A 16,824-nucleotide genomic window follows, 5' to 3' on the forward strand; every position below is an offset into this window, starting at 1 on the left:
GTAAGGGTGGAAGCGGAGGTGTAAATCGCTCCCGCGCATGATGCTTATCATCACGTCGTGTGATGGTCCCCGAGCGCGAGCTGGCAGAGGGAGGTGAGCCGGTTGGAGGCCCACGTCGCCACGGGGCCCAGCGGCGTGCCCTTGCGGCGCACCAGGGCGAGGGGCCGCTGTGGCGGAGGCCCGCCCTCATAGGCGGCGAGCCGCAGACGCACCAGTCTCCCCGCCGCCAGGTCCTCGCTCACCAGGTGCTCGGGCTCGTGGCCCCAGCCGAGCCCGCCGAGGATGAGTGCATGTTTCGTCATCAAGTCCGCGACGCGCCAGCTTTTCGCGGAGAAGACGCCCCGGTCCGCCGTGCCTGTCTTCCCGGAGGGCAGGCGCTCACTGAGGACGAGCTGGGTGGTGGTGGCGAGGTGCTCGTCGGTGATGACGCCCTTCACCGCCGCGAGGGGATGTGACGGCGCGGCGACGGGGAGCATGCGCAAGAGCGCGATGGGGCGCTGCTCCAGGCCGGAGAGGTCCAGGTCCGCGCCGGCGATGGCGAGCGTGGCCTTGCGCTCGCGCAGGCGCTCCGTCACGGCGGCGAGCAGCTCCACCTCCAGCGTCAGCTCCACGCCGGGGTGGGTCTGCGCCAGCTCCTTGACGAAGGACAGCAGCGCGGAGGTCGGGAACATGGCGTCGACGACGAGCGCGAGCTTCGTCTCCTCGCCGCTCTTGAGGCGGCCGACGACTGTCTGGAACGTCGCGAGGTCGTCATGCAGTCGCTGGGCGGCGGCGACCACGGCCTCGCCCTTCATCGTCAGGCGGGGGACGCGGCTGCTGCGGTCGAAGAGGCGCATGCCGAGCTGCTTCTCCAGCCGCTGCATGGCCTGACTGACGGCGGGTTGTCCCTGGCCCAGGCGCCGGGCCGCCGCGGAGAAGCTGCCCTCTTCGGCCACCGCGCGGAGCGTCCGGAGCTGGTCGATGGTGACGCTGTCGAGCACCGCGCGACTGCATCACATCGACGCGGGCGTTGCACGCGTGGCGGGCCTTGCCCTACTTGCGCGCCGACAGCCAGGAGACGATGAGCGAGCCCAATGTCGTCGCGGCGGTGCTCTCCGAGATGGCGCCCCGGAGCATGTCGCGTGAAATCGCCTCCGCCGCGCCGATGATGCCCACGCAGCGCAGGCGCAGGGTCTCCTTCGGCAGCTCGCAGTAGGGCGCGAGCGCGTCCCGGTAGAGGTCCACATAGCGGTCCAGAATCGTTTGATAGAAGGTCTCCATCTGCCCGTCGCCCTTGAGCGCGGCGGAGATGGCGTGCTGCTCGGGACCGATGGTCAGGTAGCAGTGCATGTACGAGCCGCTCATCACCCTGGCGACGTCCTCGAGCTTGCGTCGCGTGCGCTGGATCGCCTCCTCGAACTCAGCGAGCTGCGCGGCGTCGATGCGCTCATACAGCGCCATCAGCAGCCCGGCGCGTGACTGGAAGTGCTCGTAGGGGATGGGCTTGCTGACGCCCGCGCGCTCGGCCAGGTGGGCGAGCGTCAGCGCGTCCGTGCCTTCCTTCCTCACCACCGCCATCGCCACGTCGAGCAACTGCTCGCGTCGCTGGGCCTTGGGGAGCTTCTTGGGGGCGGGTTCACTCATGGGACGTCGCGGCGGCACCCTTGGGGCTTAGCTGCCTCGACGCGGACGCGCAACCGGACCTCTCGTCGTCGAAATCGTGGCGAACCTACTTTTGGTAACTTACTTTAAGTAGGGTCAACGCGGCACCATTTCCCGCCGGCCCTCCGGCACCCTCAACCACTGCCTCTCGGGGCAGGGGAGCGCACCTGTCATGTCTTCGAACCCTCGGAAACCCGTCCTCATCATTGGTGGCTCGGGCGTTGTCGGCTCCCTGGCCGCCAAGGCCCTGCGTCGGCTGCAACCGGACCTGCCGCTCACGATTGGCGGCCGGGATTTGTCCCGCGCCCAGGCGGTGGCCCGCGAGGTCGGCCTCGCCGACGCCACGACGGTGGACCTGGCGCGGCCCGATTTGGGCCAGCCCTCGAGCCGCGCCTACAGCGCCGTCGTCCTGTTCGTGAAGGACGACACGCTCAACTCGCTGCGGTACGCGCAGGCGCACGGGCTGCCGTACCTGGGCATCTCCACGAGCCTGTTCGAGGTCGCTCCCGAGGTCGCCCTCCACATGCACCAGCCCACGCGCTCGCCCATCCTCCTGGGCAGCGCCTGGCTGGTGGGCGCCGCCACGCTGCCCGCGCTCCAGTTCGCCCGGGAGTTCCGCGCGCTGGAGTCCATCGCCATCGGCGCCGTGCTCGACGAGCAGGACGTGGGCGGGGCCGCCGCGTACGCGGACCTGGACCGGCAGTCGAAGGCCACGCCCAACACCCTCATCCTGGAGAACGGACAGTGGCGCTGGGTGGGAGGCGACGCGGCGCTGCGCACCTTCCGCGACGGAGAAGGGCAGGACGTCCAGGGGCAGGCGTACACGATGCTGGACCCCGCGAGCCTCGCCGCCGCGACGCAGGCGAAGTCCATCCGCTTCGATGTCGCCATCGGCACCTCCGCGCCGCGCCGCCGTGGCGAGCCCTTCTCCACCGAAATCATCTTCGAACTCGAAGGCACGCTGCACGACGGCACCCGGACGCGCGTGCGTCACGAGTTGATGCACCCGGAGGGACAGGCTCCGATGACGGCGGTGGGCGTGGCCGTGGGCGTCGAGCGGTTGCTCGGCCTCGCGGGAGGCGCACCCGTCGCACCGGGGCTCTACCTCCCCCATGTCCTCATCGAGCCGGAGTACCTGCTGCGCCGACTCCAGGAGTCCGGCGCCCGGCTTCGTCGCGCATGACCTTCCCCTCTCTTCCACACACAGGAATCCCATCATGAACGCATCGAACCTGAAGCCCGTCCTCGTCATCGGAGGCTCCGGCATTGTTGGACGCCGGGCCGTGAAAGCACTGCGCGAATTGCACCCGGAGCTGGCCCTCCGGATTGGAGGACGTGATGTGAGCAAGGCCGCCGCGCTCGCCAGGGAACTCGGCCGGGCGGAGGCCGTGCGCATCGACCTGGAGCGCGATGATTTGGGCCTGGCTCCAGACGCCGCCTTCAGTGCCGTGGTGGTGCTGCTCAAGGACGACACCCTGCGCTCGATGAAGTACGCGCAGGCGCACGGGCTGCCGTATGTCTCCTTCTCCGACTTTGTCTTCGACATCGGCCCGGAGGTCGCGGTCCACATCCAGAAACCCACGGCCGCTCCGGTGCTCTTCCTGGGGCACTTCCTGGGCGGCACCGTGGCCATGTCCACCCTCCAGTTCGCTCGCGAGCTGAAGAAGGTCCACTCCATCCTGATTGGCGCCGTCTTCGACGAGGAGGACGTGGGCGGGCCCGCCGCCAGCGGAGACATGGAGCGGCTGACGAAGGGCGTGCCCAGCCCGCTGATTCGCAAGGACGGGAAGTTCCTCTGGGCCACCACGGAGGAGGACACGACGCGGACCTTCCAGGCGGCGGACGGCACGCAGTGGAAGGGCCGGGCGTATCCGTTGCTGGACGTGGCCACCCTCGCGGCGGTGACGGACGCGAGCACGGTGCGACTCGACTTCGCGGTGCGGGCCGCGTCGAGCCGCCCGGCCGGTCAGGGTCCCGGCCACGAGGTCATCATCGAACTCATCGGAGAGTTGCCGGACGGGACGACGACGCACGTGCGCCACACGCTGGTGGATTGGGATGTGCATTCGGGGCTGAGCGGGCGGGGCGTGGCGCTCGCGGTGGAGCGGTTGCTGGGGCTCGTGGGAGGGGCTCCCGTGGCCCCGGGGCTGTACTCGCCCGAGGGAGTGTTGGACCCGGCCCACGTCGTCGAGCGCCTGAAGGCGTGGGGCACGCGGATTCAACGCGCGTGACTCGGTGAAGTGTCTCCCGCGTGGACGAGGGCCCGACCTTTCGGGAAGGGCCCTCGCGCCGCGCCAGGAGGCTGTCAGCCCCGGCGGGGATACTCGCGGGTGACGCCTTGCTCCACGCCCGAAGGAGACCGTCCCCATGACGAGCCCGCTGACCGCACTTCCACTTCCACTTCCACTTCCACCGCAGGTGACGCCGCCACCCGTGAGTGTCGCGGCCGAGAAGCACGAAGCGTCCCGGTTCGATGGCGTCCTCGCGGACAAAGCGAACGCCCCTTCGAGCCCGAGCGCTCCACGTGAGGTCGCTCCCTCGAGCGCGGTGTCCCCGGTCGCCAGCACCGAGCGGACGGTGCTCCACGGCATCTCCCGCTTCGTCCAGGAGCTGGAGCAGGGCCAGCGCGTGCTGGACGACATCATCCAGTCCGCGTCCTCTGGCGCGCACTACTCCAACGCGGAGTTGCTGGCGCTCCAGGCGTCCATGTACCGCTACACGCAGTCCCTGGACCTGGTGAGTCGCGTCGTCGAGAAGGGCACCAGCGGGCTGAAGGACGTCCTCAAGACGCAGGTGTAGCTACCCCGTCTTGCGGCGCTTGCTCGCGGGCGCGGGCGGAGGCTCCTGCTCCAGTCGAGAGCTGAGGGCCTCGCGGATGGCGAGCACGCGGGCCTTGAGGTCCTGCAACTCCTCCAGCGATGAGCCCGACGCCTCCAGGATGGACGGGGGCACGCACTCCGCCTTCGCGCGCAAGCCTCGCCCCGAGGTCGTCAGCCGGATGCGCACCTGCCGCTCATCCAGCACGTCCCGCTCGCGCTTGACGAGCCCCGCGGACTCCAGCCGCTTGAGCAGCGGCGTGAGCGTCCCCGAGTCCAAGAGCAGCCGCTCCCCCAGCGCCTTCACCGTGACGTCGTCCTCTTCCCACAGCACCAGCATCGCCAGGTACTGGGGATAGGTGAGGCCCAGCTTCTCCAGCAGCGGCCGGTACGTGCGGTTGAGCAGGTGCACCGTCGAGTACAGGGTGAAGCAGAGCTGCTCGTTCAGGTGGAGCGCGTCGACGCGCTTCTTGGGCAGGGGCATGGCGGTTCCTCCCCGCAACATGCGGCCCAGGTCCATTGCGCGCAATGGAATCGCGCTTCAGGACGTTCCGGGAAGGCGCGAGCCGCGCAGCCAGTGGGGCACGCGCTCCAGGAGGTCGTGCCCGTCGAAGGGCTTGAGGAGGGTGTCGAGCACGGCCGGGTGGAGCACCCGCCGGGGCGTCAGGGCCACCACGGTCAGCCCGGTCCATGCGGGGTGTCGGGCGAGGCGCTCCAGGAAGGCGTACCCGTCCATGCGCGGCATCTCCATGTCCAGCAGCACCAGGGAGGGGCGCCCGTGCACCTCCAGCCAGGTGAGCGCCTCCAGGCCGTCCTTCGCCACGGCGCTGCGATAGCCCGCGCTCGTGAGGACGTCGACCACGGAGGCGCGGAGGTCCGCGTCATCCTCCACGACGAGCAGCGTTCCTTCGGAGGCTCCTGGCATGAGAGGTCGTCTCCCTAGGTCATGGTGGGCGCGGGGTACAGGGAACATCTGCCGGTTCGCACCGGCAGAAGAGGTCCTCAGGTTTCCTCGAACATGGCCTGGAGCACCCTCCAGGCGAGCTTCACCTCCGGGCCGGAGAGGCTGGACAGGAAGTCGCAGATTTCCGCCACCTCTTCGGTGCGCTCCTGCTCGAAGCCGTTGAAGAGCGTCTTGAGTGACACGTCCAGGCCTGTCGTCAGCTTGCCGAGCGTATCCAGCGACGGAGAGAACGCTCCGCGCTCGATGCGACGGATGGCATCCACCGAGAGCTCGCACCGCTCCGCGAGTGCCTCCTGGGTGAGCTCCCGGTTGTTGCGAAGCTGGCGCACATGGCCGCCGAACTTGCGATGGAACCTCGTCCAGTTCGCTACCTTGTTCTTCGCATTCTCCATAGTGGGTGACGGGTAATCTGGGGACTCCGCGTCCCAAGTGAAGTGAAGGTGTTGTCGGTTGGACCTCGGATGTCGCCCGTCCGCCAACTCGGAGGCCCTGTGTGTCGCAGGGTTGCGGGAAACCAGGAGGCAAGGTGCGAGCGCATCCCTCGCCCACGCTTCCCTGAGGAGCAGGGAGGCTGGCGGGCCGGGAAAATGCGCGAGCGGAAGAGTTCGTCTACGCTGCACGCCGCATGACGCATTCGGAAGTCGGGTGGGGTGGACGGCGGGCCGTGTTCCACGTCCTGGCCTGCTGTGGCCTCTTGGCCGCCTGTGAAATCGGTTCCGAGGTTCGCCCCCTCACCGTCCCGGAGCCTGTCACGGCCCCTCCGGCGGCGGCGGTGGCGCGCCCTCCGTCTGAAGCTCCGAGGCCACCCGAGCCCGAACCCGTGCCACGGCGGGTGGCGCCGGAGCCCACGGAGCGGACGCGGTCGACGCAGGCGCTGGCGGTGAAGCTCGGGGCGCTCGGGGCGAAGGTGGATGACCCGTGCGTGGCGCCCGTGGGCACGGGCTGCGCCCGCACCGCGCTGGCGTCCTTCTTCGAATCGTTGGATTCCCTGTCCGCCGGCACGGCGTCCGGGCCCACGGTCATCGAGGCCTTTGGCAACTCGCTCATCGCGGGGGACCGCATCGTGGACATCCTCCGGGACGACCTGGGCGCGGGCTTCGGCGCCGCGGGCCGGGGCGTGCTGCTGGTGGACCGGATGGCGCCCTATGGTGGGCGCGGACGCACCGGCTACAGCAAGGGCGGGTGGGAGCCCCGCACGCTGGGCGAGCTGCGCAAGCCCCCGCACCCGTTCGGAGTCACGGGCGTGTACCACGTGGCCACCGTCGCGAAGGCGCGCAGCCGCTTCAAGCTGGAGGGCGAGCCGCGAGGCACCCTGTGGTGGCTGGATGTCCCGCATGGCGGCGCGCTCACCGTCCTGAGTGGAGACACGGTGCTGGCCCGGACGGAGCCCACGGGAAGTGGCGAGTCGAAGGCCACGCGCTTCGAGCTGCCCGCGGGCACGACGTCGGTGGACGTGGTGGCGGAGGCGAAGGGCGCGGTGGTGCAGGGCGTGGTGTTGCAGCACGCGCGTCCTGGCATCGTCCTGGACATGCTCGGGGTTCCGTCCGCGGATGCGAGCCTCTATGCGCGGCTGGATGACGCGGCGCTGCGCTCGCAGCTGGCGGAGCGCGACCCTCGGTTGCTCGTCTTCTTCCTGGGGGGCAACGAGTCCAAGCGCCTGGAGTGGAAGCGCACGGATTTGGAGACGCTGCGCAAGGACTTGGGGGCGCTGCTGCGTCGGGCTCGAGCCGCCGCGCCGGGCAGCGCCTGTCTGGTGGTGGGGCCCATGGACGCGGTGCGCGACACGAAGGACCGGGGCAAGGCCTTCACGCAGCGCCCCTTCCTGGAGGCCGTCGTCGAGGCGGAGCGGGAGGTGACGCAGGCGGAAGGGTGCGCCTTCTTCAACCTCTACGCGGCCATGGGGGGCAAGGGCGCGCTCTCGCGCTTCCACCAGTCCGGGTTCATGCACGAAGACCTGGTGCATCCGCGCGGACGGGGGCTGGATGTGCTGGGCCATCTGGTGACGGACGCGCTGCTGCGCGCCTGGGTGGAGACGCCGCCGGCTTCCCGTCGCGTGGCCGCGCTGTCGCCCGCGGCCGGAAGCCCGCCTGGTTCGACCGTGGAGGCCGCGCCATGATGACGCCGAGGGGGCTCTTCGCCGCGCTGTGGTTGTTCGCGACTCCGGCGCTGTCGGCGCCGCGTCTCACGCCGGTGTGCGAGTCCGTGAGCGCGGAGGCCGCCGAGGGCCCGCGCGGGTTTTCTCCCGAGGTGACGCAGGCGCTGGATGCCATCGTCCGCTCGGAGCTGTCCCAGGGGCCCGTCGCGGGGCTGACGGTGGGTGTCACGCGCGGGGCCCAGCGGTGGGTGTGTGGCTATGGCCTGCGGGATTTGGCCAAACGTCTGCCCGCGACGCCGCGCACCACGTTCCGCATGGCGTCCGTCACCAAGTCCTTCACCGCCGTCGCCGTCTTGCAGTTGGTGGAGCAGGGGAAGCTGGATTTGGACGCGGACATCCACACGCTGGTGCCGGGCTACCCGGCGAAGCAGTGGACCGTCACGGTGAAGGATTTGCTGGGACATCTGAGCGGGGTGCCCACGTATGACGGGCTGGCCTCCAGCAACAACGTGAAGCCGGTGAGCACGGGCGAGGCCATCTCCGCCTTCTCCGAGAAGCCGCTCGCCTTCGAGCCGCGCACCCGCTACCTGTACAGCACCTGGGGCTACAACCTGCTGGGCGCGGCGGTGGAGGCGGCGTCGGGGAAGTCCTATCGCGACTACCTGCGTGAGAACGTCTTCCAGCCCGCGGGCATGGAGCACGCGGACCTGGACGTCACCGCGACGCGCGACGAGCACCAGGCGGTGGGCTACCGCGTGAAGGACGGCGTGCTGAAGCCCTCGCGCTTCCTGGATGTGTCCAGTCGTTTCGGTGGAGGTGGGACGCGGGCCACGGTGGGGGACATGCTCGGCTTTGGCCGCGCGGTGCTGGCCCACCGGTTGGTGAAGCGGGACACCATGGGGAAGATGCAGGCGTCCATGGCCACGCGCGACGGGCGCCTCACGGACTACGGCATGGGCTTCGCGACCTATCCCCTGCGCGGCCACTACCTGGTGGCGCACGCGGGCGGGCAGCCGGAGACGACGACGCTGCTGGTGATGTTCCCCGCCGAGGACACGGTGATTGCGCTGGCCACCAACATCGAGGGCGAGGCGAAGCGGCTGCGGCGCCTGTCCATCCGGTTGATGGAGGGCGTGCTGGAGAGTGGTGTCACGCGCAGGGACGCGCACTTCACGGACCCGGTGGACTCGGTGGTGTACGAGGGCCTGGGGCGCATCGCCAGCTATGGTCTGGCGTATCACCTGTGGGCCACTCGAGGGCCGGGCACGCTGCCGCCGGACGAGGACCTGCCGGGCGCCTTCGCGCGTGTGTCGGAGCTGCTGGACCGCAAGCTCATCGGCAAGGACGCGAAGGCGGCGCTGGAGCGCATCCGCAGCGGGCATGACCCGAAGCTGGGCTCCGTCTTCATCCGCGTGGGCGCGCAGATGGCGCGCACGTTGGAGAAGGCGCATGGCCCCGAGCGACTGTTGGCGTACCCGGCGGAAGGTCCGCTGTCGTTCTTCGCGGACTATCTGGCCGCGTGTGAAGCTCAGGGTGTGCCGGACACGGAGCGCTTCGGCGAGCCGCTGCGCGGGGACCTGCTGCGCTTCGTCGCCGGGTGGAAGCGGGCGGAGGTGCCGGAGTTGCTTCGTCTGCGGCTGGACGAGACGAAGAACCCGGAGGCGCACTGGCCCGCGCTGAAGAAGACGGCGGTCTTGTCGCCGGATGTGCGGCCGGACTATTCGGACGAGCTGCTGCGCGTCGCCGAGGGGTTCGCGTGGCGCAAGCAGTCCGCGAACCGCGTGCGTTGGCTGGAGCGGGCGGTGGAGTTGCAGCCGAGGAGCGTGGATGCCCGGTGGGCCCTGTCGCAGGCGCTGCTCACGGTGAAGCGGGACGGGGAGGTGCTGGCGCATCTGCAAGAGGCCCTGGCGACGCCGCAGGGCGCGCTGGCGCTGGCGCCGATGTCGTTCCTCAAGCGCGTGGTGATGGACTCGGAGACGCCGCGCGTGGGGCTGGGCCTGGTGCGCGCGGCTGTGGCGCTGCACCCGGAGTCACCGGAGCTGTGGGAGGCCCTGGCGAAGCGGGAGAAGGCCCAGGGCCACCCGGCCGAAGCGAAGGCGGCCTTGCGTCAGGCCCGTCGCGCGCGCGAGGCCCGTCCTCCGGAGTTGACCGCCGAGCCGGCCAACCGGGCAGGCGTGGACCGTGGAACGGGCCCCGTGCCGGATGACCACGGCCTCGTGCGCCCGCGTCAGTCTCTCTGATTCGAAGATGGCGCCGGCCTATCGGGCTGGCGTGTTGCGCGAGCCTCGTGCCGGGTGTCCCATGGATTCGTGCCGTGCGCCCGCGTCAGTCGCTTTGAGGCGAGGACATCGCCTGCCAGCTGGGATGGGTGTGGCGCGAGCCTCGTGCTGGATGACCACGGCCTCATGCGCTCGCACGAGTCTCGCTTGGGCGAGGTCGTCCGGGAGGACTGTGCGAGGATGCCTCTCGTGTCCGGCATCCCGTGTCCCTTCTGTCAGGCCTCCTTCGCCCCCGGCGCTCAGCGCTGTCCGGCGTGTGGCGCCTCCTTGCTGGTTGCTCCTCCCGCCGACTCGGACGTGGCCGTCTGCGCCATCCATCCGGAGTGGATGAGCTTTCATGCGTGCACGCGCTGTGGCGCCTTCGCTTGCTCACAGTGTCTGCGCGAGGGTCCTCGCGGCGAACTGGTCTGCGCGCGGTGTCATGAGCGCTCGCCGCACGAGCCACTCCCGTGGGACCAGCGCGAGGAGTTGGGCTGGGCGAAGGCGTTCTGGAAGACGTGCGTGGAGGTGATGCTGCGTCCGGGCGTCACCTTCGGACGGATGTCACCGGAGGGGAGCGTGGGCAGCTCGCTCCTCTTCGCCTTGCTCACTGCGTTCGTCGGCTACTTCGTCACCAGCCTGTTCTACTTCGCCGTCCTGCTGGTGGTCCCCTACGAGAACCTCGCGTCCCGAGGGATGGGCGAGCCGGGCCCTTCCTTCTTCCGGGGCCTCGTCGTCTTCTTCTTCTTCGGCTGGGTGGTGGTGATGCCCGTGCTGAGCATGGTCATCACGGTGGTGGCCTCCGCGTTGGACCACGTGGTGCTGCGGCTGGCGGGAGCGCCGAGCACGTTCGCCGCGACGCTGCGCGGACATGCCCTGTCCCAGGGCGTCTACCTGCTGGGCCTGGTGCCCTTCTGCGGCATGTATGTGATGCCCTTCTGGAGCGCCGGCGTGCGAGTGGCCGCGTACCAGAAGCTGTACCGCGTGGGTTGGGGACAGGCTGCCCTTGGCGCGTTGCTGGTGCCCGTCCTCTCCTGCTGCCTGGGCGTGGGCGGCTATGCCGCGATGATGATGTCGCTGGTGAAGTCGCCCTAGTCGCACAGGCTCAGTGCTTCGAGCCCGAGTCCGATGCGGGCTCGTGCCGGTCATCGTGCCCCTGGGCGACGTGGCGTCCCCGGGCGCGCTCATGCACGCGCTTGAACTGGAGGGAGAGCTCCGCGAGCTCCTCCTCGGTGGCGTCCTCCAGGTCCGTGAACTCGTTGCGCGCGTGCTTCTGCGCGCGGATGAGTTCGTCGAGCTTGAGGTGGATGGCCTTCGCGTCGCGGTTCTGCGTGGCCTGGATGACGAACACCATCAGGAAGGTGATGATGGTCGTCGACGTGTTGATGACGAGCTGCCACGTGTCGCTGAAGTGGAACAGCGGCCCCGTCACCGCCCAGATGACCACCACGGACACCGCGAGCAGCAGGGCCTGGACGGAGCCCACACGCTCGGACACGCCCTGGGCGAACTTGTGGAAACGCTCGTGCATCCCTCAAGGGATGGGCATGAGCGGGAGGGTTGGCTTGCTTGCGCGGACGCTCGCATGCCGGGCTGGCGAGGGGCCCGAAAGCCTGCTCACCCTCCAGGCAGTCGCTACTGCCCGGCGGAGGTCCCCGAGGGGAGGGCCGCGGTGACGGTGCGCTGCTTGGGCCAGAAGCGCGCGCCATGCACGCCGTCCAGTTGGGCGATGCGCTTCTTGCTTCGCGCGTCGTAGATGCGCGCGCTGTGGTCGGAGGCCACGAGCAACAGCGCGCCTCGCACGCGCAGCTCCACCACCGACGTGGGCTCCAGCGACAGGGCCTCCGGCTCGGACAGGCGATCATTCGCCTCCCAGCGCAGCGGCGGCATCAGCACCGGCAGCTCGCGCGCCGCGCGCCACGCGTACAGCGGCCCTCCGTGCGTCTCCAGCGAGACCCAGGCGCCGTACTCCGTGTGGCCCTTGTCCTTCACCACCGCGTCCAGACGCACCGCGTCCTCGCTGCCCTCGGAGAGCTCCGTCGCCGTGGGCGCATCCGGGTCCGCGCCGAACGTCGAGGACACCAACTGGCTTGCAGTGGCCAGCGCCGTCGTGCCCGCCGCGTCCTCTCGCTCGTACACCGTCGCGACGGACTCGATGCGCTTCCACGCCTCACCCTCGCGGCGGTACGCGTGCGCGAGGCCCGGGCTGCCCTCCGTTTCCGGCACGGGCAGCCGCCGGCCATCCACGACGAAGACCTCCTCGCCTCGCTCTTCCTTCCGCGTCAGGCCCTCCAACTGCGACACCAGGGCGACGACACGGCCCTGTGCGTCAAAGCCGAGCGAGTCCGTGTGGCCCTCGTCTGGGAGTGCGAGTGACACAAGGCCCTGGGGTGAGTCGAAGTCCACCTTCCAGGCGCGCGGCGGCACGGTGCCGCCGCCCCGGTCCACCAGCGCGCCCTGCTTGCCGTCCGGGCTCCAGGCCAGGCCCAGGCGCTCGCAGGGGGCCTCCACGGTGGCCAGGGCCTTGCGTAGGCCCGTGGCGTCCTGGCGCATCCAGGTACAGCCCGAAGGCGACGCGTCCTGGAGGAGCGAGAGCGCGAAGGTGGGGGCGGGCTCCGCGGACGGAGGGGGCGCCGGAGTCGCGGGCGCGGGGTCCTGTGACTTCTTGCAGGCACCCCCGAGCAGCAGGGTTCCGAGGAAGAACGCGGGGCCAAGGCGGCGGAGCATGAGGCTCTCCGGTGCGGGTTCCCTCTCACCATCGCAGAACGCCGGGAGTGGGAGGAAGTCACCCCTGGAGTACACAGCGCAGAACTTTCAATAGCCCACGCGTGGATGGGTGTCATTCACCCCGCCTGCCGTGTCGAGGTGCTCGTTGCAGGACAATTTCTCGGAGGGTGCGCGCCGAGCTACTCGACGCGCCGGGCCTTGTCCGCGCCGCTGACCGCGGGACTCAGACGAGCCAGCCGCTCTCGTCGAGGAAGAGGGCTTCGCTGAAGGGGTCTTCGTCCTTCTTCTCGCGCGCGGGTGGGGTGTCCGCGAAGTAGAGGCTGCGGCCGTCCTTGACGACGTGCAGGACGCGCAGGTCCTCGCGGGCGCGGGGCGTGACGATGAGCGGGTTGCCGGAGAGCACGACGAAGTTGGCGCGCTGGCCTGGCGCGAGGGTGCCCTGGGGTTCGGGTTCCTCGTCCGAGTTGCCGCTCGACAGCTTGTCGACGACCGCGGGAATCACCGTCCCACCCTGGAGCGGGATGACCTCGGTGTCGGGGCCGCGCAGCGCGAGGACCTCGGCGCGCGTGCCCACGGCGAGGATGTGGCCGTCCTGGAGGGCCAGGGCCTCGGCGGTGGGCTGATGCTCGTTCATGGTGAGCAGGGTTCCACCCTCGAAGATGCGGTCAGCGGGTCGGGAGGGATTCATGGCCTTCGCTCCGGGAGACGCGGGTAGACAGGTAAGTTGCGTTCGCGCGGAGGACGCGGCCATGGGGGCAGGGAGATGTTGTCCTGTCGCCCGAGTGCCAGCCCGCTGGGGAGGGAATGCCGGGCATGCGGCCCCTGACCCTCCCGGCGCGGGTTGCTGGTGGACCGCGGCGTCCCCACGCTGGTGGATGGCGGTGTGCTGACGGGCCGCCGCGCGCCATGTCACTCGACCTGACTGAACCGAATGTGCAGGAGCAGGTCATCTCCTTGGGGACGCTCGTCGCGGACCTGTTGGGGGTGTTCTCTGGCTCGGTGTTGGGGGCGCTGCTGGCCGAGCGGCGGAAGATGGACCTGATGGGCTTCCTGGTGCTGGGGCTCGTGTCCGGCGTGGGGGGCGGAATCCTGCGCGACACGCTGCTCCAGGTGGGGCCGCCGCTGGTGCTGGTGAAGCCCGCCTATCTGGTCGCGGCCTTCACGGGGGCGTTCGCCGCGTTCATCTTCGAGCTGCGGCACGGGCCGACGGTGAAGCTGTTGTCCGCGCTGGATGCGCTGACGCTCGGCTCCTTCGCGGTGGCGGGGACGCAGCGGACGCTGGAGGTGGGGCTGAGTCCTGGGACGGCGGTGCTCATTGGCATCATCACCGCGGCGGGGGGCGGCATCATCCGCGACGTGCTCATCCGGCGCACGCCCACGGTGATGAGGCCGGAGCCTGGGTATTACGCGCTCGCCGCCTTCGCGGCGAGCCTGGTGTGTCTGGCGTTCTCGCTGACGGGGCACCGACGGTTGGCCCTGGTGGCGGGAATGGCGGTGGGCGCGGCGGTGCGGCTCATCTCCGTGCGGCGGGGATGGAGGCTGCCCGTCAAGCGCACGCGCGACGCGCCCCGGAAGGGGGACGACTTCGGCGGGCCTGGCGAGGACGAGGGCTGGACGAAGCCGTGAGGCTCGGGGCCCTGTGTCTCAGGGCTGTTTCTTCTTGCGGAGGACCTCGGCGGGGAGATTGCGCCGGAAGGGGCGCAGGAGGGCCGCGACGACGGGCGCGACGGGGATGGGCAGGGCGACGAGGATGAGGATGAAGAGGAGACGGAAGGCGCGACGGATGTGTCGCGCGAGCGCGCGCAGGAAGGCGAGCGCCCGGGAGAGGAACCGGGACATGGGTGCTCCTGGGACTGAGGGGACTGCCGGAAGGCGGAGGCGTTCCGGGAGGGCTCAGTGGAGGAGCGACCTGTGGAGCAGGAAGAGGCGCCGGGTGGGGCCTGGGGGATGCCTCTGGACGCGACCGTGGACCGGAGAGGTCGAGGTGGCGGAGGCGGTGGGTTGGGCTTGGCCGGGGGTGGCGTGCCAGGCGTAGCGGACCAGCTCGGGGGCGCGCGGGGTGGAGGCGGAGCCGCTGGACTGGGAGGCGGAGACAGGAGCCGGGCGGGGCAGGGCCTGCGCCGAGGCACCGCTACCAACGAGCGTCAGGCAGGCGAGGAAGAGCCTGAGCCAGCGCAGGAGGTGGGAGGGGTGCCCGTGCATTCCGGCTCAACATCGCCATGGGGTGGGGAGAGTCAAGTTGGCGGGGTGGGCGGGTTCACCAGGTGGACCTCTTGAGGTCTGTGTTGTCCTCGATGAGTGCCTGGAAATGCCTGAGCTGCTCGGCGCTGTGCATGCCCACGCGAATGTCGAAAGTGGAGTCATCGGGAGGGCGGTAGAGCCGAATGGCGGCGTCATCCCGTTCGAAGAGCATGCTGTAGCGAGGGTAGGGCAGTCGCTCGAATCCCGTCTTCTCAAGGATGCGGACGAGGTCCTCGACTGTGCTGGCCTGGAGGTCTTTCCCACGATGGTAGCGCGCTTGATGGGGGAAGTTCGGCAGATGGACGTATTCCATGGCCCAGAGGAAGAGCATCTCCCGGAAGCTCACGAAGTCTCGATGCAGCTTTCTCTGTGGATGCTCACCGAAGGGCATGCGCACCACCTGGTAGTCGCCATCCTCTGATGGGGATTCCAGGTCGAGCCAGTATGGCGTGGGCGCCAGCGGGTCTGGATCCCCGAAGATGAAGAGGAACGTCCTCGGAGGCAGCTCGCTTTGAGGAGAAAGTCGGTACAGCTCGGCGACATTCAGGAGAGGATCGTATGAGCGAACATGGGCGAGAAGCGGACCGCCGCTGACGCCCATGCTTCTAGCAAATTCCCGATAGGGGACCGGAAGCGGTTGGCCAAAGACCTCTTCAAGTTCATCAATCAACCAGTCGGGGTATCCTTCAATCCGGTCTTGGTATCCAGGAGAGAAGCGCTCGAGAAGTGTTGTCAGTTTGTCCATGGCTCAAGCGCATTCTTTGTGGTTGTGGCAGAGCATCTCAGGGGTGAGTTTTTGACAGGCATCGCACGATGGAACTGACTCACCATGGCCGAACTCGCCCTTGACTTGCCGTGTCGCTTGCTCATCGGTTCGGCTGTATTCCACGCTGACTGTGAGGGGAAGAAAAGGGGAGAAGTAGCGCTCGGACATTGCACGGAGCTTGTGTCCGTTGGAGCCTCCTGCTTGGAGAAGCTTGGGTGCGGCGCACTCCCATTTGTCGCGCCCCAGTCGTTTCATCTCCCCAATTTGATGTTCACTGGTCTGGAATCCTTCGACGAGCTCGAAGGGAGTGGCTGCCACTGCCTCCCGGAAACCGGTCGAGGCCTGCCCAGAGCAAGACGTCAACATTCGTGGATTTTGAGGACATTTGCAGAGACATGAACCAACCATGTAGCCCTCGACGAACGTGTTGAACTTTTCGTCGTGACGTAGCACAGGCTTCATCTTCTTGAGCTGGTCATTGGTTTCATGCATCTCCTGTTGGACCGCTTGCGTTAATTTCAGGTCTTCGGCTCTTTTCTCCTTCAGGGCTTTTTCGGCGACCTTAAGGTCGTTTTGGACAAGGATAAGATTGTTCTTGATTGCTGGGATGTCGTTTCCTGCTGGAGACTTGAGTTGAAGTAGGAGTTCTTCCTTCTTCTTTATTTGGGGAGCCAGCATCTTGCTTGCGTCTCTGGCTTCTTGAAGAGACTTTTGTTCGGCGGCTTTTCGGCCCTCTCTCAATCGGAGATATTTCTCGATGAGGGGCCGTTGCTCATGAAGCCTCCGAATGAGTTCAGTGAAAACCAGCTCTATGTTGGCGACGGCTTCGCCCGTCTCGTGGACACGGTGACTCTCTGTCGACTTGCCGCACGCGGTGCACTGTGAGTCGTCTCCGTAGGCCCAGGCGGTGCGCCCGTCGGAGATGAAGGTGGTGTTGTACGTGTTCCCGTTGTGCAGGGTGACGTCGAGGTAGCGGACCACGCCCTTTCCCTCCACCTTCACGTCCATGCTGCCGCTGCCCCAGGCCATCTTCCCCTTGAACTTGGAGGAGATGAGGCCTCCCGCTGTCCCCGGCTCGTCACCCGAACTCGTGCTCAGCTCCGAACTCGTCAGCGCCACGGGGTGGCCCTCAATCGTGACGCTCGTGCTCCCCTTCGTGAGCATCGAGTCCTGCGCTGAGTTGACGAAGGGCGTCGGCACAGGTCCTCCCGGTGTCGGCACCTTACAAACATCGGGCGCCGCCGAGGTGTGCGTGTTGCCGTCACCCTTGTGGAGAATCGAACGGCCATTCGCGTAGACGCGACCCATGGTTCCTC

18 protein-coding genes are annotated in these 16,824 nt (G+C 68.6%); 7 read left to right on the forward strand and 11 right to left on the reverse strand.

What is annotated here, in order from left to right; translation table 11 throughout:
* Nucleotides 1-50 precede the first annotated feature (50 nt).
* Complete coding sequence (locus HUA74_RS05605) at nucleotides 51-980, reverse strand: LysR family transcriptional regulator (protein ID WP_174453715.1); 930 nt, start codon at nucleotides 978-980, stop codon at nucleotides 51-53.
* Between the two features lie 52 nt (nucleotides 981-1,032).
* Nucleotides 1,033-1,623 (reverse strand): TetR/AcrR family transcriptional regulator, encoded by a 591-nt coding sequence (locus tag HUA74_RS05610; RefSeq protein ID WP_174453716.1) that lies wholly within the window; start codon nucleotides 1,621-1,623, stop codon nucleotides 1,033-1,035.
* Between the two features lie 190 nt (nucleotides 1,624-1,813).
* On the opposite strand from HUA74_RS05610, the gene HUA74_RS05615 reads away from it, so the two are divergent.
* The 3 genes from HUA74_RS05615 (at nucleotide 1,814) to HUA74_RS05625 (ending at nucleotide 4,440) form a co-directional block, all read left to right on the forward strand.
* Complete coding sequence (locus HUA74_RS05615) at nucleotides 1,814-2,824, forward strand: NAD(P)-dependent oxidoreductase (protein WP_174453717.1); 1,011 nt, start codon at nucleotides 1,814-1,816, stop codon at nucleotides 2,822-2,824.
* Between the two features lie 34 nt (nucleotides 2,825-2,858).
* Complete coding sequence (locus HUA74_RS05620) at nucleotides 2,859-3,872, forward strand: NAD(P)-dependent oxidoreductase (protein WP_174453718.1); 1,014 nt, start codon at nucleotides 2,859-2,861, stop codon at nucleotides 3,870-3,872.
* A 136-nt stretch (nucleotides 3,873-4,008) separates the two neighbouring features.
* Nucleotides 4,009-4,440 carry an ATP-dependent helicase HrpB gene (locus HUA74_RS05625; RefSeq protein ID WP_174453719.1) on the forward strand — a complete coding sequence of 144 codons (432 nt, stop codon included), beginning with the start codon at nucleotides 4,009-4,011 and terminating at the stop codon, nucleotides 4,438-4,440.
* Here the strand turns inward: HUA74_RS05625 and HUA74_RS05630 are convergent, their stop codons facing one another.
* The 3 genes from HUA74_RS05630 to HUA74_RS05640 all read right to left on the reverse strand — a co-directional run bounded on the left by HUA74_RS05630 (nucleotide 4,441) and on the right by HUA74_RS05640 (nucleotide 5,813).
* Nucleotides 4,441-4,941: a MarR family winged helix-turn-helix transcriptional regulator gene (locus HUA74_RS05630; RefSeq protein WP_217439503.1), complete on the reverse strand. Its 501-nt coding sequence runs from the start codon at nucleotides 4,939-4,941 to the stop codon at nucleotides 4,441-4,443.
* Between the two features lie 57 nt (nucleotides 4,942-4,998).
* Nucleotides 4,999-5,382, reverse strand: a complete 384-nt coding sequence (locus tag HUA74_RS05635; protein WP_217439504.1) for a response regulator — start codon at nucleotides 5,380-5,382, stop codon at nucleotides 4,999-5,001.
* Between the two features lie 77 nt (nucleotides 5,383-5,459).
* Complete coding sequence (locus HUA74_RS05640) at nucleotides 5,460-5,813, reverse strand: helix-turn-helix domain-containing protein (RefSeq protein ID WP_174453720.1); 354 nt, start codon at nucleotides 5,811-5,813, stop codon at nucleotides 5,460-5,462.
* 428 nt (nucleotides 5,814-6,241) lie between these two features.
* Here HUA74_RS05640 and HUA74_RS05645 point away from each other — a divergent pair, with 428 nt between their 5' ends.
* From HUA74_RS05645 to HUA74_RS05655, 3 genes are all read left to right on the forward strand, one after another.
* Nucleotides 6,242-7,537 (forward strand): GDSL-type esterase/lipase family protein, encoded by a 1,296-nt coding sequence (locus HUA74_RS05645; protein WP_371745641.1) that lies wholly within the window; start codon nucleotides 6,242-6,244, stop codon nucleotides 7,535-7,537.
* On the forward strand, nucleotides 7,534-9,756 hold the full coding sequence (locus tag HUA74_RS05650; RefSeq protein ID WP_174453722.1) for a serine hydrolase: 2,223 nt from the start codon (nucleotides 7,534-7,536) through the stop codon (nucleotides 9,754-9,756). Before HUA74_RS05645 ends, HUA74_RS05650 begins: the two co-directional genes overlap by 4 nt.
* A gap of 219 nt (nucleotides 9,757-9,975) precedes the next feature.
* On the forward strand, nucleotides 9,976-10,869 hold the full coding sequence (locus tag HUA74_RS05655) for a YIP1 family protein (RefSeq protein WP_174453723.1): 894 nt from the start codon (nucleotides 9,976-9,978) through the stop codon (nucleotides 10,867-10,869).
* A 10-nt stretch (nucleotides 10,870-10,879) separates the two neighbouring features.
* On the opposite strand, the gene HUA74_RS05660 is transcribed toward HUA74_RS05655, so the two are convergent.
* The 3 genes from HUA74_RS05660 to HUA74_RS05670 all read right to left on the reverse strand — a co-directional run bounded on the left by HUA74_RS05660 (nucleotide 10,880) and on the right by HUA74_RS05670 (nucleotide 13,189).
* The gene (locus HUA74_RS05660) at nucleotides 10,880-11,305 is read right to left on the reverse strand and encodes a low affinity iron permease family protein (RefSeq protein ID WP_141646391.1); all 426 of its coding nucleotides are present in this window, start codon (nucleotides 11,303-11,305) and stop codon (nucleotides 10,880-10,882) included.
* Nucleotides 11,306-11,409: 104 nt separating this feature from the next.
* The gene (locus HUA74_RS05665) at nucleotides 11,410-12,501 is read right to left on the reverse strand and encodes a hypothetical protein (RefSeq protein WP_174453724.1); all 1,092 of its coding nucleotides are present in this window, start codon (nucleotides 12,499-12,501) and stop codon (nucleotides 11,410-11,412) included.
* Between the two features lie 223 nt (nucleotides 12,502-12,724).
* Entirely contained in the window at nucleotides 12,725-13,189 is a 465-nt protein-coding gene (locus HUA74_RS05670) for a hypothetical protein (protein WP_174453725.1), read from the reverse strand.
* A gap of 218 nt (nucleotides 13,190-13,407) precedes the next feature.
* On the opposite strand from HUA74_RS05670, the gene HUA74_RS05675 reads away from it, so the two are divergent.
* Nucleotides 13,408-14,127, forward strand: a complete 720-nt coding sequence (locus tag HUA74_RS05675; RefSeq protein WP_174453726.1) for a trimeric intracellular cation channel family protein — start codon at nucleotides 13,408-13,410, stop codon at nucleotides 14,125-14,127.
* 18 nt (nucleotides 14,128-14,145) lie between these two features.
* On the opposite strand, the gene HUA74_RS05680 is transcribed toward HUA74_RS05675, so the two are convergent.
* The 3 genes from HUA74_RS05680 to HUA74_RS05690 form a co-directional block, all read right to left on the reverse strand.
* Nucleotides 14,146-14,340, reverse strand: a complete 195-nt coding sequence (locus HUA74_RS05680) for a hypothetical protein (RefSeq protein WP_141646395.1) — start codon at nucleotides 14,338-14,340, stop codon at nucleotides 14,146-14,148.
* A 418-nt stretch (nucleotides 14,341-14,758) separates the two neighbouring features.
* Entirely contained in the window at nucleotides 14,759-15,487 is a 729-nt protein-coding gene (locus HUA74_RS05685) for an SMI1/KNR4 family protein (protein WP_174453727.1), read from the reverse strand.
* Between the two features lie 3 nt (nucleotides 15,488-15,490).
* Complete coding sequence (locus HUA74_RS05690) at nucleotides 15,491-16,816, reverse strand: DUF4150 domain-containing protein (RefSeq protein ID WP_174453728.1); 1,326 nt, start codon at nucleotides 16,814-16,816, stop codon at nucleotides 15,491-15,493.
* Nucleotides 16,817-16,824 lie beyond the last annotated feature (8 nt).

This window comes from Myxococcus sp. CA051A, assembly GCF_013336705.1.
Lineage (GTDB): Bacteria > Myxococcota > Myxococcia > Myxococcales > Myxococcaceae > Myxococcus > Myxococcus llanfairpwllgwyngyllgogerychwyrndrobwllllantysiliogogogochensis.